The organism is Pseudomonas pharyngis, assembly GCF_021602345.1.
Taxonomy (GTDB): Bacteria; Pseudomonadota; Gammaproteobacteria; order Pseudomonadales; family Pseudomonadaceae; genus Aquipseudomonas; species Aquipseudomonas pharyngis.
Window position 1 is genome coordinate 72,905 of the sequence record NZ_BQID01000003.1, and the last position, 21,684, is coordinate 94,588.

Below are 21,684 nucleotides of genomic sequence, written 5' to 3' on the forward strand. Positions count from 1 at the left end.
TAACCTATTTGTTACCTTCAGGGCCGACTGTGATCACACTCGAAGAATATCTACAAGAAAACGATTCAAGCCCGTTTGGCCGTTGGATCTCCACTTTGAGCGTGCCGGCCGCAGCGAGGGTTTCGAAAGCCTTGGCACGGTTGGAAGCGGGCAACACCTCCAACATCAAATGGTTCGATGGTCTCGGCGAATACAAAATAAACTGGGGTCCTGGCTATAGAATTTATCTGATACAAGAGGGAAAACGACTGATCATCTTGTTCGGTGGAGGAGATAAATCCACACAGAGACAGGACATCAAACAGGTGAAAGCACTGATAGCCGAATTTCGAATTCGAAAAAAAGCTGAACAGAACCAGAGGTAATTTGATGGCGCTCACTCGAAGCTACAAAATTTCAATTTCAGAGCGTGCACAACGTGATCCCGAATTTGCCCAGGCATTACTGGACGAAGCCGCAACGCTTTTTCTGAATGGCGAGCCAGAAGTTGCCAGGATAATTTTGCGCGACCTCGTCAATGCAACTGTCGGATTCGAAGAGCTTGCAAGGGAAACTGAAAAGCCCAGCAAAAGCCTGCATCGAATGTTGTCCGCCAAAGGCAACCCGAGCATGGACAATCTGGCGAAAATTTTTTCGGTAATCCGAGCTACGCTGGGAGTAGACATGGAGGTTCACGCGGTACCAGTGAACTGAGCGATTGGTTGATGAGATCGCTGCGACACCAAACCGCACGACGCTTTTTTACTTATCGGCCCTGATCAGGCTAAATAGCCGCGCCTGATCGCCCACCCCACGGATCTGTCCCATGAACCGACACCGGCTCGCATTTGCCTGGATCGCCTGCTTCGCAGTGCTGTTCAACATGCTTGCCATGCCGTTGACGGGAGCGATGGCGCAGGCGGCGCAGTCGCCGGCCGAGCAGTTGCTGTGGAGCAGTTTCTGCACCGGCAGCGGGACGAAGATGGTGGCGATCGACATCGGCAGCCTCGATCAGAAAGCACCGCAAAGCGGTGACAATCATTCGACCATGCAGCATTGCTGGTGCTGTTCCGGATCGGCGCCGGTGGTGGCGTTGCCGGGGCATTCGCCGCAGCTGTATTTCGCTCAGTACGAAAGTAATCGCAGTGTGGCGCCCGCCTTGCTGCAAACCCCGACACCGCGCCAGCAATGGCCGAGCCTCAATCCCCGCGCCTCTCCTCTGGTCTGATTTGTTCCCGCATTTGACCTGCGTTTCAAATCGTTCTGGAGAACTGCCATGTTGAACAAATTCATCGTCATCGCTGCGCTGTTGCTGCCTGCGTGCTTCGCCCATGCCCACGAATACAAGGCCGGCGAGCTGGAAATCGCCCACCCGTGGTCGCAGGAACTGCCGCCGAACGCGCCGACCGTTGCCGCGTATTTCATCATTCACAACGCCGGCAAGACCGCTGACCGCCTGCTCAGCGTCGACTCGCCGATTGCCCCGACAGCGGAACTGCACGAGCACGTGATGCAGGGCGATCTGATGAAGATGCAACAGGTGCCGAACGTGGCCATCCCGGCCGGTGAAAACGTGACATTCGCGCCGATGGCCTATCACGTGATGCTGATGAATCCAACCGACCGCAGTCTGCTGACCGACGGCAAACGCTTTCCCCTGACGATGCACTTCGAAAAGGCCGGTGACGTGACCGTCGAAGTCGCCGTGCAGAAGAAGCCGCCGCAAGCCACGCAAGCCCACGCGCACGCCCAGTAACCGTTCCGGCAGACTCCGCCCATGCGCCCCCTGAGCGCCAGGCCCTCCCTGCAACGCCGTCAGACTGAACACCTGACCCGCGGCAGCTGGATCGCCCTGTTCGCCATGTTGATGATCTTCATCGGCCCGCTGATTTCCCAGTCGATGCCGATGGATCAGCACGCCTCGACCTCCATGCCGATGAGCATGGACATGTCGATGGACATGCCGGGCATGGATCACTCCGCGCATGCAGCAAAACCCTCGGCCGAACACTGCCCGCCGCAATCCTCGCACCACGTACTGTGGGAAAAATGCGGTTATTGCAGCCTGCTGTTCAACTGCCCGGCGCTGACCGGCGGTGGCAGCTTCGCCACCTTCAGCATTCCACTGGTCAACACCTTCACCCCACCCTCCCCGCGTCTGGGCCATGCCCGGCGGACCTTCTTCCCCGGCGCCCGCACCCGCGCCCCGCCCGTCGCAGCGTAAACACCCACCTCTGATTGCACACGGTTGAGAAGACAGCTTCAGGCTGCCGGCCGTGTTGTTTACGACTGTTTGATGGAAATTGTCATGTCCAGGTTTTCTGCTGTCCCACGCCCGGGTTCTGCCCCGGCGTCCTTTGCTCTGAACGAATCCCGCGTTCGTTTCAGACACGCGACCGCCGTCCTTTGCGGCGTCCTGCTGTCCCCGCTGGTCCACGCCGACGAACATGCCGGCCACGCTGACGAACTGAGCCCGACGGTGATCACTGCCATCGCCCCGAGCTCGCCGCTGACCATCGTCACCAACCCGAAAGAGCCGCGCCAACCGGTGCCGGCCAGCGACGGCGGCGACTACCTGAAGACCATTCCCGGCTTCGCCCTGGTGCGCAACGGCGGCACCAACGGTGATCCGGTATTGCGCGGCATGTTCGGTTCGCGCCTGAACATCCTCACCAACGGCAGCATGATGCTCGGCGCCTGCCCCGGCCGAATGGACGCGCCGACCTCGTACATTTCGCCCGAGACCTACGACAAACTCACCGTGATCAAAGGCCCGCAAACCGTGCTTTATGGACCGGGCGCCTCGGCCGGCACGATCCTGTTCGACCGCGAACCGGAAAGCTTCGGCGAACTGGGCACCCGCGTGAACGCCAGCGTGCTGGCCGGCTCCCACGGGCGCTTCGACAAAGTCGTCGATGCGGCGGCCGGCGGTTCGTTGGGCTACGTGCGGGTGATCGGCAACACCGCGCATTCCGACGATTACCGCGACGGCAACAACGACATCGTTGCCTCGCGCTATGACAAGTGGAACGGCGACGTGGCGCTGGGCTGGACCCCGGACGCCGACACCCTGATCGAACTCACCGCCGGCAAGGGCGACGGCCAAGCGCGCTACGCCGGACGCGGCATGGACGGCTCGCAATTCCTGCGCGAAAGCCTCGGTCTGCGTTTCGAGAAATCCAACATCAGCGACGTGCTGGAGAAGCTCGAAGCCCAGGTCTACTACAACTACGCCGACCACGTGATGGACAACTACACCCTGCGCACGCCGTCCGGCACCGGGATGATGGCGGGACCGATGGCGTCCAACGTCGACCGTCGCACCCTCGGCGCGCGCATCAAGGCCACCTGGCGCTGGGCCGATATTCAGCTGATCACCGGCCTCGATGCGCAGACCAACGAACACCGGCAGCGCAGCGGCATGGGCATCGATACCTACAAGGATCAGCCGTTCACCAAGGACGCCGACTTCCATAACTACGGGGTGTTCAGCGAAATGACCTGGTACGCCGCCGACCGTGACCGGCTGATCACCGGCGCCCGGGTCGACCGCGCCTCGGCCAAGGATTATCGGCAGAGCACCGGCTCGGGAATGATGTCCCGGCCGAACCCGACCGCTGGCGATACCCGCGCCGACACCCTGCCGAGCGGTTTCATCCGTTACGAGCATGACCTGACCGACAGCCCGACCACGCTCTACGCGGGCCTCGGCCACGCGCAACGTTTTCCGGATTACTGGGAGCTGTTTTCGCCCAAGTCCGGCCCGGCTGGTTCGGTCAATGCGTTCGATTCGATCAAGCCGGAAAAGACCACCCAGCTCGACTTCGGCGTGAACTACAAGAGCGCCGACCTCGAAGCCTGGGCCTCCGGTTACATCGGCCAGGTGCGCGATTACATCCTGTTCGATTACACCCCGACGATGATGGGCATGAGCACCTCCCGCGCCGAGAACATCGACGCGCGGATCATGGGCGGTGAACTCGGTGCCGCCTACAAACTCACCGACAACTGGAAAGCCGATGCGACCCTGGCCTACGCCTGGGGCAAGAACAGCAGCGACGGCAAGGCCCTGCCGCAGATGCCGCCGCTGGATGCACGTTTCGGTCTGACTTATACCGAAGACAACTGGAGCGCCGGCGCACTGTGGAGGGTGGTCGCCGCGCAAAACCGTATCGACCAGAACAAGGGCAACGTGGTCGGCAAGGATTACGACAAGAGTTCAGGCTTCGGCGTGTTCTCGCTCAACGGTGCCTACCGGATCAACACACACTGGAAGGTCAGTACCGGCGTCGACAACCTGTTCGGCAAGGCCTACGCCGAACACCTGAACCTGGCGGGCAACGCCGGGTTCGGCTACCCGGCCAACGACCCGCAAGCCATCAATGAACCGGGGCGCACGCTCTGGACCAAGGTGGACATGAGTTTCTAACCCTCAAGGGCACTCGCTCCCCTTGAGGGAGCGAGTGACAACAGACAACTAAAAGATCCAAGCCAAGCGGAGCACACGTGATGAAACAGCCCAAACCGAATTTCTACAACCTGGCCTGGCGTTGGCATTTTTATGCCGGATTGTTCGTCGCCCCATTCATGGTGATGCTGGCCCTGACCGGCATCATTTACCTGTTCAAACCGCAGCTCGATTCGCTGATGTACAGCAGTCTGCTGAACGTCCCGGCCGGGCATCACACCGTGCCGGCCGACGACCTGCTGCAAAAGGTCAAAAGCGCTTATCCACAGGGCCAGGTCACCCAGTACCTGCCGCCGGTGAATGCCGAGCGCAGCGCGCAGTTTGTCGTGGCCAATGCCGGCCATGAGCTGAACGTGTTCGTCGATCCGTACCACGGCGACATCCTCGGCGAGCAGGATGCCAAGCAGAACCTGCAAGCCATCGCCCGGGCGATTCACGGCGAACTGATGATCGGCACCGTCGGTGACCGACTGATCGAAATGGCCGCCGGCTGGGGCGTGGTGCTGGTGGTGTCCGGGGTTTTCCTGTGGTGGCCGCGAGGTCAGGCCGCCGGGATTCTGTGGCCACGCCTGAGCAGTCGCGGCCGCGTGCTGTGGCGTGACCTGCATGCCGTGACCGGATTCTGGGGCGCGGCATTGCTGCTGGTGATGCTGCTCAGCGGCATGACCTGGACCGGCTTCTGGGGCAAGCAATATGCCCAGGTGTGGAACGTGTTCCCGGCGGCGATGTGGGACAACGTGCCGACCTCCGACGTCGAGGCCGGCAGCCTCAACAACGCCGCGCGCCAGACTGTGCCGTGGGCGATGGAAAACACCCCGATGCCGATGTCCGGCGACCACGCCGAACACATGGCCCACGGCGGCATGCAACACGGCCCCGCCGCGCCGACCATCCGCCTGCAGGACGTGCAGAATATCGCGATCGAGCGCCAGGTCGAGCCGGGCTACAGCATCACCCTGCCGACCACCGCCACCGGCGTGTTCACCATCGCCGTGTTCGCCGACGACCCGCGCAACGACGCGACCCTGCACATCGATCAGTACACCGGCAAGGTTCTCGCCGATGTGCGCTTCGAGCAATACGGCGCTGTTGCCCGGGCTACCGAGATCGGCGTGATGCTCCACGAGGGCAAGATGTTCGGCACCTTCAACCAGATCATCGTGCTGCTGATCTGCCTGATGATTCTGCTCAGCGCCGTCAGCGGCGTGGTGATCTGGTGGAAGCGCCGGCCGCACGGCAAGTTCGGCGTACCGCCGCTGCGTCACGATCTGCCGAAGTGGAAAACCGGCGTGGCAATCATGCTCGTACTCGCGGTGGTGTTTCCGCTGGTGGGGGCTTCGCTGGTGGTGGTGTGGTTGCTGGATCGGTTGCTGCTGTCGCGTCTGGGCCGGCAAACTGAATCTGCCTCAACTTCATCGTGAATCACGCGAGATGCGCGATCCAGACAGATCTTTAAACTGCCGGGGCTTAAACTTCGGCAATTTTTAGTGTTACTGTATAACGCAAATTTGCTGCTCTGCCCGCAGCCATGCATTGTCATGAGCCTGCGGGCTTTTCTTTTGAAGAAGTGATTCACCGCCCCGATGAACAAGTACCTCTTGTCCAGCCTCTGTCTGTTCGCCTTGAACAACAGCGCCCACGCCGACAACGCCCCGCTGACGCTGCCCACCGGCACCATCACCGCCCTGGCCAATGACGACCAGACCGTCAGCCTGACCACGCCGACCAGCGCCGGCTCGCGCCTGAACCTCAGCGCGATGGAAACCCCGGCCAGCGTCGAAAGCCTGAGCGGCGAACAAGTCCGCGCTCGTGGTGATCGCAGCGTGCAGGACGCGGTGTCGCGCAGTACCGGCATCAGCCGCACCGGCACGCCGGGCGATGGCGGCACTTCGTTGCAGGCCCGGGGTTTTACCGGGCAGAGTTCGGTGATGCAGCTGTATGACGGCAACCGCATGTACACCGGCATGGGCACGGTGACGTTTCCGGTCGACACCTGGTCGGTGGAACGCGTCGATGTCCTGCGCGGCCCGGCCTCGGTGCTGTATGGCGAAGGCGCGACCGGCGCGGTGGTCAACGTGATCCCGAAAAAGCCGTTCGAAGGCGAAATCGAAAACCATGTGCGCGTCGGCTACGGCTCGTTTGATAGCCAGCAGCAGGCGTTCGACAGCGGCGGCTCGCTGACCGACACCCTGAGCTATCGCCTCAACCTCAACCGCCTGCGCAGCAACGGCTGGGTCGATCACGGCGACTCGTCCAGCGACTTCATCAGCGCCGCCCTGCGCTGGCAGGCGACCGACGACCTGACTTTCACCCTCGCTCACGATTACGGCGATCAGCGCCCGCAAAACTACTTCGGCACACCGTTGATCAACGGCCAGTTGAAAGACAGCCTGCGTAACAAGAACTACAACGTGCGTGACGACAAACAGCACTACAACGATCAATGGACGCGCCTGACCACCGATTGGCAGATCAACGATGCGGTCAGCGCCAGCAACGAGCTGTACTACCTCAAGGCCCAGCGCCGCTGGCAGAACGCCGAAAACTACAACTTCGACGCTGACAGCCAGCAACTCAGCCGCAGCGGTTACTTCGGTATCGGCCATAAACAGGAACAGCTCGGCGACCGCCAGACCTTCACCTTCAAGCACTCACTGTTCGGCCTCGACAGCCAGACCGTGACCGGCGTCGACTACAACCGTATTCGCTTCCAGCTCGACAGCAACTCGCCATTCAACGACGTATTGCCGAACGGCCAGCCGCTGGATCGCTATCACCCGCAAACCGGTTATTTCGAGAGCGCCGATCCGTATCGCGATCAGTTCGACAGCACCACCAGACAGATGTCGGTGTTCGCCGAAAACCGCACGCAACTGAGCGAGCGCTGGTCGCTGGTGACCGGTGTGCGCCGCGACTATGTGCATGTGGATCGCAACAACCTGGTCGACGGCAGCCAGAGCGACAAGACCCTGACCGGCAACAACTGGAAGGCCGGCCTGGTGTTCGCGCTGACGCAAGACACCTCGTTCTACGGCCAGGTTGCCACCAGCACCGATGGCATCGGCGGTTTGATTTCCCTGAGCCCGAGCCAGCAGCAATATGACCTGTCGACCGCGCGGCAGACCGAGATCGGCATGAAGCAACTGTTCTGGGATCAGCGCGGCGAGTTCACGCTGGCGGCGTATCGCATCGTGAAGAAGAAGCTGCTGACCGACGATCCGGGCAATCCGACGCTCAAGCAGCAGGTCGGCCAGCAATCGTCCAACGGCCTGGAAGCCAGCCTCGATCTGCAATTGCCACACGCCTGGCAACTGCAAGCCAACGCTGCAATCGTGAAGGCCAAGTACGACGATTTTGAAGAAGTGGTCGGCACCGTGCCGGTTTCACGCAATGGCAATCGCCCGGTGGACGTGCCACGGCGCACCGCTAATCTGTGGCTGAGCAAGGCGCTGACCGATGACCTGAAAGCCGGCGCCGGCGTGCGTTACGTCGATGCGCGCTACGCCGACATGGCCAACCGCAATGAGCTGCCGAGCTACACCGTGGTCGATGCGACGCTGTCGTGGAAAGCCCTGCGCAACACCACGCTTGGGTTGCAGGTGAACAATCTGTTTGACCGGACGTATGCGCAAAGCCAATACAATGAGGGCCAGCAGTGGATTCTGGGTGAGCCTCGTTCGTTCTTTGTCACGGCTGACTACACCTTTTGACTCACTGGCCCCGCCCTCACCCTAACCCTCTCCCGGAGGGAGAGGGGACTGACCGAGGTGTTTGGGCAAGTTACACCGACCTGAAATACCGGGTCGAACTCAGGACTTGAAGAGCACGAAGATCGGCTCCCATTTCCCCTATGGACGGGGCTGACCGAGGTGTTTGGGCAAGTTACACCGACCTGAAATACCGAGTCGAACTCAGGATTTGAAGAGCACGAAGATCGGCTCCCTTTCCCCCTCGCCCCCCTTGGGGGAGAGGGCTGGGGTGAGGGGGATGGATCTACCAGACAGACATAACCTTAGAAATCACACTGAACCTCACATGACCTCACTGTCCCTCACTGATCTCGCCTGGTCCCCCTTGGGCCACGGCCACTGTCATCACCAGTTCCAGCTGCGTGACGCCTCGTTGCAAGTGGCCGCCGGGGAGTTCGTCGGGCTGATCGGGCCCAATGGCAGCGGCAAGACCAGCCTGTTGCGTTGCGCCTATCGCTTCAGTCAGCCGGAACACGGTGAGGTCAGACTCGATCATCACAACGTGTGGAAACAATCCTCACGCTGGTGCGCGCAACGCATCGCCGTGGTCCTGCAGGAATTCCCCGACGCCTTCGGCCTGACCGTTGAAGAAGTGGTCGCCATGGGCCGCACGCCGCACAAAGGCCTGTTCGACGGTGATACTCAGGAAGACTGCGACCTCGCCACCCAGGCCCTCACATCCGTGGGTCTCGACGGCTTCGAAGATCACGCATTCGCCACGCTGTCCGGCGGTGAAAAACAGCGGGTGATCCTCGCCCGGGCCCTGACCCAGCAACCGCAACTGCTGATCCTCGACGAGCCGACCAACCACCTCGACCCGCGTTATCAACTGGAACTGCTGCAACTGGTCAAGCGTTTGCAAATCGGCACGTTGGCGAGCATCCACGACCTGAACCTGGCTGCCGCGTTCTGCGACCGCTTGTACGTGATCAACCACGGCCGGATCGTCGCCAGCGGCACGCCGCAAGAAGTGCTCACCGTAGAACTGCTGCGCGACGTATTCGGCGTCGAAGCACTGATCGATTCCCACCCCCTCCACGGCTACCCGCGAATCACCTGGATAACCCAACCATGACTGTGCGTTCCCTGCTTTGTCTCGCCCTGTTGCTGGGCACCACCCACGCCTTCGCCGAGGCGACGAAGTACCCGCTGACGATCCACAGCTGCAACCGTGAAGTGACCTTCAAGGAAGCGCCGAAGCATGCGGTCAGCCACGACATCAACATGACCCAGATGATGCTCGCCCTCGGCCTCAAGTCGAAGATGGCCGGCTACAGCGGCGTCAGCGGCTGGAAATCGGTAACGCCTGAAATGCAGTCGCTGCTCGACGGTTTGCCGGAGCTGGCGGCCAAGTACCCCTCGGTGGAAACCCTGCTCAACGCCAACGTCGATTTCTTCTTCGCCGGTTGGGATTACGGCATGCGCGTCGGCGGTGATCTCACGCCGCAGACCCTGCAACCGCTGGGCATCAACGTCTATGAGCTGACTGAATCCTGCGCCTTCGTGATGAAGCGTCCGGCCGCCACGCTGGACGACACCTATAACGACCTGCGCAACCTCGGAAAGATTTTCGACGTGCAGGATCGCGCCAACGCGCTGATCGCCGACATGCAAAGTCAGGTCGCCGAAGTCCGCAAAGACCTGCCCGCGGAAAAACCCCGTGTTTTCCTGTACGACAGCGGCGAAGACCGCGCCATGACCTCCGGCCGCCTCGGCATGCCGCAAGCACTGATCGACGCCGCCGGCGGGCACAACGTTCTCGATGACGTCGAAGCGAGCTGGACCCGGGTCAACTGGGAAACCGTGGTCGAGCGTAATCCACAGGTGATCGTGATCGTCGACTACAGCGAAATCACCGCCGAGCAGAAGATTGAATTCCTGCTGAAGAACAAGGCGCTGCAATCGGTGGACGCGATCAAGAACCAGCGCTTCATCGTCATCCCCTACGTGCAGGCCACGCCGGGGATCGACAACGTGCTGGCGGTGGAAACCCTGGCCAAAGGTTTCCACGGCGAATGATCGATCGTCGCTATGCGCTGCTGCTGATCGCCCTCGGTGCCGTGCTGCTGGTGTCGTGCGTGGTGTCGCTCGGCTTCGGCCCGGCGCGGGTGCCGGTGGACGTGGTGTGGCGGATTCTGCTGCACAAACTGTTCGGTCTCGGTGTGGCGGACTGGAGCGCCGGCCAGGAACACATCGTCTGGCTGATTCGTGTGCCGCGCATGCTGCTCGGTGCATTGGTCGGTGCCGGGCTGGCGTTGATCGGCGCGGTGCTGCAAGCGGTGACGCGCAATCCGCTGGCCGATCCACACCTGCTTGGCGTCACCTCCGGTGCCACGCTCGGTGCAGTGATCGTGGTGCTGCACATCGGCGAAATCGTCGGCCTGCTGACCTTGCCGATCGCCGCGTTCATCGGCGCGTTGCTGAGCATGTTTCTGGTGCTGGGCATCGCCAACCGCCAGGGTCGGCTGGACAGTGATCGTCTGCTGCTGTGTGGCGTGGCCGTGTCGTTCGTGATGATGGCGATCGCCAATCTGCTGTTGTTCATGGGCGATCACCGCGCCAGTTCGGCGGTGATGTTCTGGATGCTCGGTGGCCTGGGTCTGGCGCGCTGGGCGTTGTTGGCGGTGCCGGCGCTGAGCGTGTTGCTCGGATTGATTCTGCTGATCGGCATGGCCCGCCCGCTGAACGCCTTGATGGCCGGCGAACAGACCGCCGTCACCCTCGGCCTGAATGCCCGGGCGGTGCGTCTGCGGGTGTTCGTGATTGCTTCGCTGATGACCGGGGTGCTGGTGTCGATCAGCGGCTCCATCGGGTTTGTCGGGCTGATGGTGCCGCACATTGCCCGGCGCCTGATCGGTGCCGAGCATCGGCGCCTGCTGCCGGTGTGCGTGTTGCTCGGCAGCGTTTTCCTCGTCTGGGTGGACGTCGCCGCCCGCACGTTGATAGCCCCCGAAGACCTGCCCATCGGTGTTGCCACCGCAGCCCTCGGCGGGCTGTTCTTCATCGGACTGATGCGCCGCCGCTGATTTCTCGGGGCGCGCCCCAATTTGGCGCGCCCCACTGCACCTTTGCATGCAACACGTCCCCTCATGGTGCGCCGACTCAACGCGCGACCGCTCTAAACCGACATTTCCCTGCCCAAACCCGACCGGGCACAGCCCTTGCAAAACAGCCTTCAGTCGTTCGCATCTGCCAACCATAAAAAACTTAACGTTCATGGAGATCGCACAATGAAGCGTCGCAGTTTGATCAAGGCTTTCACACTCACGGCATCCATTGCCGCGATGGGCATGACCTGGACCGTACAGGCCGCCGAGACCATCAAGGTCGGGATTCTGCATTCGTTGTCCGGCACCATGGCGATCTCCGAAACGTCGCTCAAGGACATGGCGTTGATGACCATCGACGAGATCAACGCCAAGGGCGGGGTGAACGGCAAGATGCTTGAACCGGTGGTGGTCGACCCGGCGTCGAACTGGCCGCTGTTCGCGGAAAAGGGCCGCCAGTTGCTGACCCAGGACAAGGTCGCGGTGGTGTTCGGCTGCTGGACCTCGGTGTCGCGCAAATCGGTGCTGCCGGTGTTCGAAGAACTCAACGGCCTGCTGTTCTACCCGGTGCAATACGAAGGTGAAGAGATGTCGCCGAACGTGTTCTACACCGGCGCCGCGCCAAACCAGCAAGCGATCCCGGCGGTTGAATACCTGATGAGCGAAGAAGGCGGCAGCGCCAAGCGCTACTTCCTGCTCGGCACCGACTATGTGTATCCGCGCACCACCAACAAGATCCTGCGCTCGTTCCTGCACTCCAAAGGCGTAGCGGATAAAGACATCGAAGAGGTCTACACCCCGTTCGGTCATAGCGACTATCAAACCATCGTCGCCAACATCAAAAAATTCTCGGCCGGCGGCAAGACCGCTGTGATCTCCACCGTCAACGGCGACTCCAACGTGCCGTTCTACAAAGAGCTGGCCAACCAGGGCCTGAAAGCCACCGACGTACCGGTGGTGGCGTTCTCGGTGGGCGAAGAAGAACTGCGCGGCATCGACACCAAGCCGCTGGTGGGCAACCTCGCGGCATGGAACTACTTCGAGTCGGTGGAGAACCCGGTGAACAAGAAGTTCGTCGATGACTGGAAAGCCTACGCGAAGAAACACAACCTGCCGGGCGCCGACAAGGCCGTGACCAACGACCCGATGGAAGCCACGTACGTCGGCATCCACATGTGGGCGCAGGCGGCGGAGAAAGCCAAATCCACCGACGTCGACAAGGTCCGCGAAGCCCTCGGCGGCCAGACCTTCGCCGCGCCGTCGGGCTACACCCTGACCATGGACAAGACCAATCACCACCTGCACAAACCGGTGATGATCGGCGAGATCCAGAGCGACGGTCAGTTCAACGTCGTGTGGCAGACCGAAGGGCCGATCCGTGCGCAGCCGTGGAGCCCGTTCATTCCGGGTAATGACAAGAAGCCGGAGTATGCGGTGAAGAGCAACTGAGGCGGATTCAGACCTTGAGGCGGACTTGAGACCTTCCCCCTCACCCCAGCCCTCTCCCTCAGGGAGAGGGGGAAAGGGAGCAGATCTCCATCGTTTTCAAAGCCTGAGTTCGACTCTGTTTTTTCAGGTCGATGCTTGATGAACAGACAACTCGGTCAGTCCCCTCTCCCTCCGGGAGAGGGCTAGGGTGAGGGCTGGATTTCGCAGTCGGACACCGCTCCATCGGCCACCGCAACACAGGAAGCACCACCCATGCCCACTGCCTTTTACCGCGTCATCCTGGCCCTCTTGCTCCTGCTGCCCATGATGACCCACGCCAGCGACGCCGAAGACTTCGTCGCCGCCAACCCCACGCAACAGGCCAAACTGCTGGAAGCCTGGGCCGCGCAGCCCGATCCGGCGCGTGTCGAACTGATCAACGCCCTGCAACAAGGCGAACTGACCGTCGACGGCCAACCCAAGACCCTGCGCCTGAACAACCGCCTGCGGGGTCTGATCGACACCGCTCTGGCCAGCCACCAATTGCTCGCCGCCGACGCCAAAACCCGTCTGACTGCCGCGCAGCAATTGCAGAAAAGCGCCAAACCGGCGCAGCTGAAATTCCTCGACCAGCAACTGGCTGGCGAACAAGACGAAAGCGTCCACGCCGCCCTGAGCCTGGCGCTGGCCAATCTGCAACTGGTCGACACCGACCCGGCAGTGCGCCTCGCGGCCGTGCGTCTGCTCGGTGAAACCGGCGACCCGCTGGCCCGTACCCGCCTCGAAGGCTTGCTCGAACCCGGCGTCGAAACCGATGCCAATGTGCGCACCGCCGCCGAAACCAGCCTCGCCCAGGTCAAGCGCAAACTGCTGATCGGCGAACTGCTCGGCCAGGCCTTCAGCGGCATGTCCCTCGGTTCGATTCTGTTGCTCGCGGCGCTGGGTCTGGCGATCACTTTCGGCCTGCTCGGTGTGATCAACATGGCCCACGGCGAGATGCTGATGCTCGGCGCCTACTCGACCTACGTGGTGCAGTTGATGTTCCAGCGCTACGCGCCGCAGGCCATCGAGTTCTATCCGCTGATCGCGCTGCCGGTGGCGTTCTTCGTCACCGCTGCCATCGGCATGGCCCTGGAGCGCACGGTGATCCGTCACCTCTACGGTCGACCACTGGAAACCCTGCTCGCCACCTGGGGCATCAGCCTGATGCTGATTCAACTGGTGCGTCTGGTGTTCGGTGCGCAGAACGTTGAAGTGGCGAACCCGGCGTGGCTGTCCTGCGGGATTCAGGTGTTGCCGAATCTGGTGCTGCCGTACAACCGCATCGTGATCATCGCCTTCGCCCTGTTTGTGGTGGTGCTGACCTGGCTGCTGCTGAACAAGACTCGCCTGGGTCTGAACGTGCGTGCCGTCACCCAGAACCGCAACATGGCCGCCTGCTGCGGCGTGCCCACCGGGCGAGTCGACATGCTCGCTTTCGGCCTCGGCTCGGGCATCGCCGGGCTCGGTGGCGTGGCCCTGAGCCAGATCGGCAACGTCGGCCCGGACCTCGGCCAGAGCTACATCATCGACTCGTTCCTGGTGGTGGTGCTCGGCGGCGTCGGGCAATTGGCCGGCAGCGTGTTCGCCGCGTTCGGCCTGGGCATCGCCAACAAGATTCTCGAACCGCAGATCGGTGCGGTACTCGGCAAGATCCTGATCCTCGCGCTGATCATTCTGTTCATCCAGAAACGTCCGCAAGGCCTCTTCGCACTGAAAGGACGGGTGATCGACTGATGAACCAGCCTCTACTAGTCACGGCCACACAAAAGGCCGGCCCGAAAGTCACCCTCGCCATCGGCGCGGTGGTGCTCGCCTTGCTGATCGCCCTGCCGCTGCTGTCGCTGTTGCCGGCGGACAGCTCGCTGCATGTTTCGGCCTACACCCTGACGCTGGTGGGCAAGATTCTCTGCTACGCCATCGTCGCCCTGGCACTGGATCTGGTCTGGGGTTACGCCGGTCTCCTGTCTCTGGGCCACGGTCTGTTCTTTGCCCTCGGCGGTTATGCGATGGGCATGTACCTGATGCGCCAGGCTGCCGGTGATGGCTTGCCGGCGTTCATGACCTTTCTGTCTTGGACGGAATTGCCGTGGTACTGGAGCGGCACCGGCAACTTCCTCTGGGCGATGTGCCTGGTGGTGTTGGCGCCGGGGTTGCTGGCGCTGGTGTTCGGGTTTTTCGCCTTCCGCTCGCGAATCAAGGGCGTGTATTTCTCAATCATGACCCAGGCCCTGACCTTCGCCGGGATGCTGCTGTTTTTCCGCAACGAGACCGGGTTCGGCGGCAACAACGGCTTCACCAATTTCCGCACGATCCTCGGTTTCGGCATCACCGAACCGGGCACTCGCGCGGTGCTGTTTCTGGCGACGGTGCTGTTGCTGGTGGCGAGCCTATTCATCGGCTGGCGGCTGGCGCGCAGCAAGTTCGGTCGGGTATTGACCGCGCTGCGTGATGCGGAAAATCGCCTGATGTTCTGCGGCTACGATCCGCGCGGTTTCAAGCTGTTCGTCTGGGTGTTGAGCGCGGTGTTGTGTGGTCTGGCGGGTGCGTTGTACGTACCGCAGGTGGGGATCATCAACCCGAGCGAAATGTCGCCGACCAACTCGATCGAAGCCGCTGTGTGGGTGGCCCTTGGCGGACGCGGCACCCTGATCGGCCCGCTGCTCGGCGCCGGTGTGGTCAACGGCATGAAGAGCTGGTTCACCGTGGCCTTCCCCGAATACTGGCTGTTCTTCCTCGGCGCGCTGTTCATCGTCGTGACGTTGTACCTGCCCAAGGGCGTGATCGGTCTGCTGAAGAAACGAGGTGAATCATGAGAGTCACGGCGAGCGCTGAATTCATGCTGGAACCGGCCTTTTTCCCGGTGGAACCGAACAAGGACGAAGGCACCAGCCGCGACTCGATCGGCCTCGGGCAACGCGTCGGGCCGGGCCTCGACACCCGTCACGGCACGATCCTGACCCTGGAAGACATCAGCGTCAGCTTCGACGGCTTCCGGGCGCTGAACAATCTGAACCTGTACATCGGCGTCGGCGAACTGCGCTGCATCATCGGCCCCAACGGCGCGGGCAAGACCACGCTGATGGACGTGATCACCGGCAAGACCCGCCCGAGTCATGGCAAGGCGTGGTTCGGCGAAACCCTCGACCTGACGCAGATGAGCGAAGTGCAGATCGCCCAGGCCGGCATCGGTCGCAAGTTCCAGAAACCGACGGTGTTCGAGGCGTTGAGCGTGTTCGAAAACCTGGAGCTGGCGCAGAAAACCGACAAGTCGGTGTGGGCCAGCCTGCGGGCGAAGTTGAGCGGCGAACAGAAAGACCGGATCAGCGAAGTGCTCGACACCATTCGCCTGACCACCTCGGTCAATCGCCCGGCGGGGCTGCTGTCCCACGGACAGAAACAGTTTCTGGAAATCGGCATGTTGCTGATGCAGGACCCGCAACTGCTGCTGCTCGATGAACCGGTGGCCGGCATGACCGACGCCGAAACCGAGTTCACCGCCGAGCTGTTCAAGTCGCTGGCAGGCAAGCATTCGCTGATGGTGGTGGAACACGACATGGGCTTCGTCGGCTCGATTGCCGACCACGTCACGGTGTTGCATCAGGGCAGCGTGCTGGCCGAGGGGTCGCTGGAACAGGTGCAGGACAACGAGCGCGTGATCGAAGTCTATCTCGGCCGCTGAAACTGCAAGCCCGCTCCCACAGGGGGATTTGAGGAGAACTTGAACATGCTGCAAGTCGACAAGCTGCACCAGTACTACGGCGGTAGCCACATCCTGCGCGGCCTGAGTTTTGACGTGAAGGTCGGCGAAGTGACCTGCCTGCTCGGGCGTAACGGTGTGGGCAAGACCACGCTGCTCAAATGCCTGATGGGCCTGCTGCCGGCCAAGGAAGGCACGGTGAACTGGGAAGGCCAACCGATCACCACGTTCAAGCCGCATCAACGGGTGCACGCGGGGATCGCCTACGTGCCGCAGGGCCGGGAGATTTTCGGCCGACTGACCGTGGAAGAGAACCTGCTGATGGGGCTGTCGCGTTTTCCCGGCAGCGAAGCCAAAGAGGTGCCGGCGTTCATCTACGAGCTGTTCCCGGTGCTGCTGCAAATGAAACAGCGGCGCGGCGGCGACCTGTCCGGCGGACAGCAACAGCAGCTCGCGATTGGCCGCGCACTGGCCAGCCGTCCACGGCTGCTGATCCTCGACGAGCCCACCGAAGGCATCCAGCCGTCGGTGATCAAGGAAATCGGCGCGGTGATCAAGAAACTTGCCGCCCGTGGCGACATGGCGATTCTGCTGGTGGAGCAGTTCTACGATTTCGCCGCCGAACTGGCCGATCAGTACCTGGTGATGTCCCGGGGCGAGATCGTGCAGCAGGGCCGTGGCGAAAATATGGAAGCCGAAGGCGTACGCGGGCTGGTGACTATTTGAGGTTACGGTCTAATCTGTAGCGTCCTAACGATAATCAGAAAACATGAACTTACCTGTTGCGACTGCCCTGTTTACCCCGAGCTGGCATGCCGAGCTGGAGCTGGCGTACGCCCGCTTCGGCGATTGCACGCGGCCAACCCGCCGCCGGCACCTCGGCCCGTTGCGGGTGCAAAAACATCTGTACGCCGAAGGGCCCGAGGTCTGCCAGCACATCATCGTCCACCCGCCGGGCGGGATTGCCGGCGGTGACCGACTGGACATCAGCGCCCGCGTCGAACAGGGCGCCTGGGCACAGATCACCAGCCCCGGTGCGGCCAAGTGGTATCGCGCGGCAGGGCCCGCTTATCAGTCGCTGAACCTGCATGTCGCTGATGGCGCGACACTGGAATGGCTGCCCCAGGAAACCATCGTCTACAGCGCCGCCCAGGCGGAACTCACGACCTCGATCGACCTTGAAGGCGATGCGCGACTGTTTTACTGGGACGTGGTGGCGCTGGGTCGTCCGGCCAGTGGCGAGCGCTTTGACCTCGGGCATTTTCAGGCGCATCTGGATATTCGCCGTGATGGCCGGCTGCTGTGGCATGAGCGCCAGCGCATCGTCGGCAACGATGGTTTGCTTGATTCGCCGATCGGGCTGGATGGCAATCCGGTGTTTGCAACCTTGCTGGTGACCGGTGAGATCGATGCTGAATTGCTGGAACGCTGCCGCTCGCTGGGCCACGACGTGCGCGGGGATTTGACGCAATTGCCCGGTCTTCTGGTTGCCCGTTGCCTGGCCAGTGAGGCGTTGCTGGCGCGAGCCTGGATGATTGATCTGTGGCGATTGCTCAGACCTGCGCTGCTCGGCCGCGAAGCCCTGCCCCCCCGAATCTGGAACACCTGATTTTCTTCAACTGCCGACAATGGATTTCAAACGATGGACCTGACCCCACGCGAAAAAGACAAGCTGCTGATCTTCACCGCCGGCCTCGTGGCCGAGCGGCGACTGGCCCGTGGCGTGAAGCTCAACTACCCCGAAGCCATGGCCTACATCTCGGCGGCGCTGCTCGAAGGCGCCCGTGACGGCCAGACCGTGGCCGAGCTGATGCACTACGGCACCACCCTGCTGACCCGCGAGCAGGTGATGGAAGGCATCCCGGAAATGATCCCGGAGATCCAGGTCGAAGCGACGTTTCCCGACGGCACCAAACTGGTCACCGTCCACCAACCGATCGTCTGAGGCCGCGCCATGACTTACACCATCCGCGATGCCCTGCACGCCGACCTGCCGGCGATCCGCGACATCTACAACGACGCCGTGCTCAACACCACGGCGATCTGGAATGAATCCGCCGTCGACCTCGGCAACCGTCAGGCGTGGTTCAGCGCACGTCAGGCCCAGGGCTATCCGATCCTGGTGATCGTCGACGCCGACAACACCACCCTCGGCTACGCTTCGTTCGGTGACTGGCGGCCCTTCGACGGTTTCCGCCACACCGTCGAGCACTCGGTCTACGTGCGCAGCGACCAGCGCGGCAACGGTCTCGGCCCGCAATTGATGAGCGCACTGATCGAACGCGCGAAAACCTGCGACAAACACGTCATGGTCGCCGCCATCGAGAGCGGCAACGCCGCATCGATCCGCCTGCACGAGCGCGCCGGTTTCATCACCACCGGGCAGATGCCGCAAGTCGGCACCAAGTTCGGCCGCTGGCTCGACCTGACCTTCATGCAACTGACCCTCAATCCTGGCGCGGAGCCGCCGCCCGCCCACAAGGAGTGACACCAATGAACCCCGCCCAACTGCGACGCGTCAATGCTGAAAGTTTTGCGCACTATCGTCAGGGCCTGATCGACCTGCTGCTCGACGCCGTGGGTTATGGCGCCAGCGTCGGTTTCATGGCCGACCTCGATGCCACTCAGGCACGCGCCTATTTCGACGACGTGCAGGACAACCTGAACAAGGGCAACGTGTTGCTGTGGGTGGTGGTCAAGGACGAACAGGTGCAGGCCAGCGTCCAGTTGAGCCTGTGCCAGAAGGCCAACGGCCTGAACCGCGCCGAGGTGCAGAAACTGCTGGTGCGCGAACACGCCCGGCGGCGCGGCCTCGGCCAGCAGTTGATGCAAGCGCTGGAACAGACCGCGCGTCAGTACAAGCGCGGCATGCTTTACCTCGACACGGAGGCCGGCTCCCCCGCCGAAGATTTCTACAAGGCCCTGGGCTACACCCGCGCCGGGGAAATTCCCGATTACGCCTGCGACCCGAACGGCACCTATCGCCCGACGGCCCTCTATTACAAAGTCCTGCAAGGAGCGAACTGATGATTCCCGGCGAATACCGGATCCAGCCCGGCGATATCGAACTCAATGTCGGTCGCCGCACCGTCAGCCTGAAAGTGGCGAACAGCGGCGACCGGCCGATCCAGGTCGGTTCGCACTACCATTTTTTCGAGACCAACGACGCCCTGACTTTCGACCGCGCCGCCAGCCGTGGCATGCGCCTGAACATTCCGGCGGGCACCGCCGTGCGCTTCGAGCCGGGGCAGAGCCGCGAGGTGGAACTGGTGGATTACGCCGGGCACCGGCGGGTGTTCGGGTTTGCCGGGCGGGTCATGGGTGACCTCTGAATTTTGCGGTGCCCCCAATCGCGAGCAGGCTCGCTCCCACATTAAACCGAGTTCCTCCAGCTGGAATCCGATCCTCTGTGGGAGCGAGCCTGCTCGCGAAAGTGAGCGCAGCGAACGATCTCAAAACCAATTGAATTCCAAGGCGAACACATGAAGATCTCGCGTCAAGCCTACGCCGACATGTTCGGCCCCACCGTCGGCGACAAGGTGCGCCTGGCCGACACCGAGCTGTGGATCGAAGTCGAACAGGACTTCACCACCTACGGCGAAGAAGTGAAGTTCGGCGGCGGCAAAGTGATCCGCGACGGCCAGGGCCAGAGCCAGTTGCTGGCAGCCGAGGTGGTTGACACCGTCATCACCAACGCGCTGATCATCGACCACTGGGGCATCGTCAAGGCCGACGTCGGCCTCAAGGACGGGCGCATCGCCGCGATCGGCAAGGCCGGCAACCCGGACGTGCAGCCCGGCGTGACCATCGCCATCGGCGCCAGCAGCGAAGTGATCGCCGGCGAAGGCATGATCCTCACCGCCGGCGGCATCGACACCCACATCCACTTCATCTGCCCGCAGCAGATCGAAGAAGCGCTGATGAGCGGCGTCACCACCATGATCGGTGGTGGCACCGGTCCGGCCACCGGCACCAATGCCACGACCTGCACTTCGGGGCCGTGGCACCTGGCGCGGATGCTCCAGGCGGCGGACGCGTTCCCGATGAACATCGGCCTCACCGGCAAGGGCAACGCCAGCCTGCCGGAACCGCTGATCGAACAGGTCAAGGCCGGCGCCATCGGCCTCAAGCTGCACGAAGACTGGGGCACCACCCCGGCGAGCATCGACAACTGCCTGAGCGTCGCCGACCAGTACGACGTGCAGGTGGCGATCCACACCGACACCCTCAACGAGTCCGGTTTCGTCGAAACCACCCTCGGCGCGTTCAAGGGGCGCACCATCCACACCTATCACACCGAAGGGGCCGGTGGCGGCCATGCGCCGGACATCATCAAAGCCTGCGGTTTCGCCAACGTGCTGCCGAGTTCGACCAACCCGACCCGGCCGTTCACCCGCAACACCATCGACGAACACCTCGACATGCTGATGGTCTGCCACCACCTCGACCCCAGCATCGCCGAGGACGTGGCGTTCGCCGAAAGCCGCATCCGCCGCGAAACGATTGCCGCCGAAGACATCCTGCATGACCTCGGCGCGTTCTCGATGATCAGCTCCGACAGCCAGGCCATGGGCCGCGTCGGCGAAGTCATCACGCGCACCTGGCAGACCGCCGACAAGATGAAAAAGCAGCGCGGCCCGCTGCCTCAGGACGGCGAAGGCAACGACAACTTCCGCGCCAAACGCTACATCGCCAAGTACACGATCAACCCGGCGATCACCCATGGCATCAGCCATGAAGTGGGTTCGGTGGAAGTCGGCAAATGGGCCGATCTGGTGCTCTGGCGCCCGGCGTTCTTTGGCGTGAAGCCAACGCTGATCCTCAAGGGCGGCGCCATCGCCGCGAGCCTGATGGGTGACGCCAACGCCTCGATCCCGACCCCGCAACCGGTGCACTACCGCCCGATGTTCGCCAGTTACGGCGGCTCGTTGCACGCCACCAGCCTGACCTTCATCAGCCAGGCGGCGCAGGCGTCGGGACTGCCCGAAGCGTTGGGCCTGAAGAAGAAAATCGCGGTGGTCAAAGGTTGCCGCGAGGTGCAGAAAACCGACCTGATCCACAACGATTACCTGCCGAACATCGACGTCGACCCGCAGACCTATCAGGTCAAGGCCGACGGCGTGCTGCTCTGGTGTGAACCGGCCGAAACCCTGCCGATGGCGCAGCGTTACTTCCTGTTCTGACAGCCGACGCACGCAAAAAAGGCCCCGAGCACCTGCCTGACGCAGGGTCTCGGGCCCTTTTTCGTGGTGCTGGAAAACCACCGGGCAAAGG

The 21,684-nt window shown here is 62.3% G+C and carries 22 protein-coding genes; all 22 read left to right on the forward strand.

Annotated features, from left to right (window positions below; all coding sequences use genetic code 11):
• Positions 1-29 precede the first annotated feature (29 nt).
• The 22 genes from L6D74_RS07240 to ureC all read left to right on the forward strand — a co-directional run bounded on the left by L6D74_RS07240 (position 30) and on the right by ureC (position 21,593).
• Positions 30-365, forward strand: a complete 336-nt coding sequence (locus tag L6D74_RS07240) for a type II toxin-antitoxin system RelE/ParE family toxin (RefSeq protein ID WP_085648101.1) — start codon at positions 30-32, stop codon at positions 363-365.
• A 4-nt stretch (positions 366-369) separates the two neighbouring features.
• Complete coding sequence (locus tag L6D74_RS07245) at positions 370-693, forward strand: helix-turn-helix domain-containing transcriptional regulator (protein WP_007951041.1); 324 nt, start codon at positions 370-372, stop codon at positions 691-693.
• A 112-nt stretch (positions 694-805) separates the two neighbouring features.
• Positions 806-1,207 carry a DUF2946 domain-containing protein gene (locus L6D74_RS07250; RefSeq protein WP_064593200.1) on the forward strand — a complete coding sequence of 134 codons (402 nt, stop codon included), beginning with the start codon at positions 806-808 and terminating at the stop codon, positions 1,205-1,207.
• Between the two features lie 48 nt (positions 1,208-1,255).
• On the forward strand, positions 1,256-1,735 hold the full coding sequence (locus L6D74_RS07255; RefSeq protein ID WP_085648100.1) for a copper chaperone PCu(A)C: 480 nt from the start codon (positions 1,256-1,258) through the stop codon (positions 1,733-1,735).
• A gap of 21 nt (positions 1,736-1,756) precedes the next feature.
• Positions 1,757-2,203 (forward strand): DUF2946 domain-containing protein, encoded by a 447-nt coding sequence (locus L6D74_RS07260; protein ID WP_085648099.1) that lies wholly within the window; start codon positions 1,757-1,759, stop codon positions 2,201-2,203.
• 84 nt (positions 2,204-2,287) lie between these two features.
• Positions 2,288-4,408, forward strand: coding sequence for a TonB-dependent copper receptor (locus L6D74_RS07265; RefSeq protein ID WP_236188504.1), 2,121 nt, complete (start codon positions 2,288-2,290; stop codon positions 4,406-4,408).
• An 80-nt stretch (positions 4,409-4,488) separates the two neighbouring features.
• Entirely contained in the window at positions 4,489-5,868 is a 1,380-nt protein-coding gene (locus L6D74_RS07270; RefSeq protein ID WP_236188505.1) for a PepSY-associated TM helix domain-containing protein, read from the forward strand.
• Between the two features lie 162 nt (positions 5,869-6,030).
• Positions 6,031-8,157 carry a TonB-dependent receptor gene (locus tag L6D74_RS07275; RefSeq protein ID WP_236188506.1) on the forward strand — a complete coding sequence of 709 codons (2,127 nt, stop codon included), beginning with the start codon at positions 6,031-6,033 and terminating at the stop codon, positions 8,155-8,157.
• Positions 8,158-8,482: 325 nt separating this feature from the next.
• The gene (locus tag L6D74_RS07280) at positions 8,483-9,271 is read left to right on the forward strand and encodes an ABC transporter ATP-binding protein (protein WP_236188507.1); all 789 of its coding nucleotides are present in this window, start codon (positions 8,483-8,485) and stop codon (positions 9,269-9,271) included.
• On the forward strand, positions 9,268-10,215 hold the full coding sequence (locus tag L6D74_RS07285; protein ID WP_236188512.1) for an ABC transporter substrate-binding protein: 948 nt from the start codon (positions 9,268-9,270) through the stop codon (positions 10,213-10,215). Before L6D74_RS07280 ends, L6D74_RS07285 begins: the two co-directional genes overlap by 4 nt.
• A complete protein-coding gene (locus L6D74_RS07290; RefSeq protein WP_064593181.1) occupies positions 10,212-11,222 on the forward strand; it encodes a FecCD family ABC transporter permease in 1,011 nt (336 codons plus the stop codon). Before L6D74_RS07285 ends, L6D74_RS07290 begins: the two co-directional genes overlap by 4 nt.
• Positions 11,223-11,426: 204 nt before the next feature.
• Complete coding sequence (urtA, locus tag L6D74_RS07295) at positions 11,427-12,692, forward strand: urea ABC transporter substrate-binding protein (protein WP_011332239.1); 1,266 nt, start codon at positions 11,427-11,429, stop codon at positions 12,690-12,692.
• Between the two features lie 252 nt (positions 12,693-12,944).
• Positions 12,945-14,447: an urea ABC transporter permease subunit UrtB gene (gene urtB / locus L6D74_RS07300; RefSeq protein ID WP_236188519.1), complete on the forward strand. Its 1,503-nt coding sequence runs from the start codon at positions 12,945-12,947 to the stop codon at positions 14,445-14,447.
• Positions 14,447-15,526, forward strand: coding sequence for an urea ABC transporter permease subunit UrtC (gene urtC, locus L6D74_RS07305; RefSeq protein WP_221615472.1), 1,080 nt, complete (start codon positions 14,447-14,449; stop codon positions 15,524-15,526). The genes urtB and urtC overlap by 1 nt, the downstream gene beginning before the upstream one ends.
• Positions 15,523-16,392: an urea ABC transporter ATP-binding protein UrtD gene (gene urtD / locus L6D74_RS07310; protein ID WP_007950599.1), complete on the forward strand. Its 870-nt coding sequence runs from the start codon at positions 15,523-15,525 to the stop codon at positions 16,390-16,392. The genes urtC and urtD overlap by 4 nt, the downstream gene beginning before the upstream one ends.
• A 45-nt stretch (positions 16,393-16,437) precedes the next feature.
• A complete protein-coding gene (gene urtE / locus L6D74_RS07315) occupies positions 16,438-17,136 on the forward strand; it encodes an urea ABC transporter ATP-binding subunit UrtE (RefSeq protein WP_085648091.1) in 699 nt (232 codons plus the stop codon).
• A gap of 43 nt (positions 17,137-17,179) precedes the next feature.
• Positions 17,180-18,019 carry an urease accessory protein UreD gene (locus L6D74_RS07320; protein WP_236188521.1) on the forward strand — a complete coding sequence of 280 codons (840 nt, stop codon included), beginning with the start codon at positions 17,180-17,182 and terminating at the stop codon, positions 18,017-18,019.
• A gap of 33 nt (positions 18,020-18,052) precedes the next feature.
• Positions 18,053-18,355, forward strand: coding sequence for an urease subunit gamma (gene ureA / locus L6D74_RS07325; RefSeq protein WP_011332234.1), 303 nt, complete (start codon positions 18,053-18,055; stop codon positions 18,353-18,355).
• 9 nt (positions 18,356-18,364) lie between these two features.
• Positions 18,365-18,898, forward strand: coding sequence for a GNAT family N-acetyltransferase (locus tag L6D74_RS07330; protein ID WP_236188524.1), 534 nt, complete (start codon positions 18,365-18,367; stop codon positions 18,896-18,898).
• A 5-nt stretch (positions 18,899-18,903) separates the two neighbouring features.
• Positions 18,904-19,437: a GNAT family N-acetyltransferase gene (locus L6D74_RS07335; RefSeq protein WP_039766745.1), complete on the forward strand. Its 534-nt coding sequence runs from the start codon at positions 18,904-18,906 to the stop codon at positions 19,435-19,437.
• Positions 19,437-19,742, forward strand: a complete 306-nt coding sequence (locus L6D74_RS07340) for an urease subunit beta (protein ID WP_064593167.1) — start codon at positions 19,437-19,439, stop codon at positions 19,740-19,742. Before L6D74_RS07335 ends, L6D74_RS07340 begins: the two co-directional genes overlap by 1 nt.
• A gap of 150 nt (positions 19,743-19,892) precedes the next feature.
• The gene (ureC, locus tag L6D74_RS07345) at positions 19,893-21,593 is read left to right on the forward strand and encodes an urease subunit alpha (RefSeq protein WP_236188532.1); all 1,701 of its coding nucleotides are present in this window, start codon (positions 19,893-19,895) and stop codon (positions 21,591-21,593) included.
• Positions 21,594-21,684: the final 91 nt, after the last annotated feature.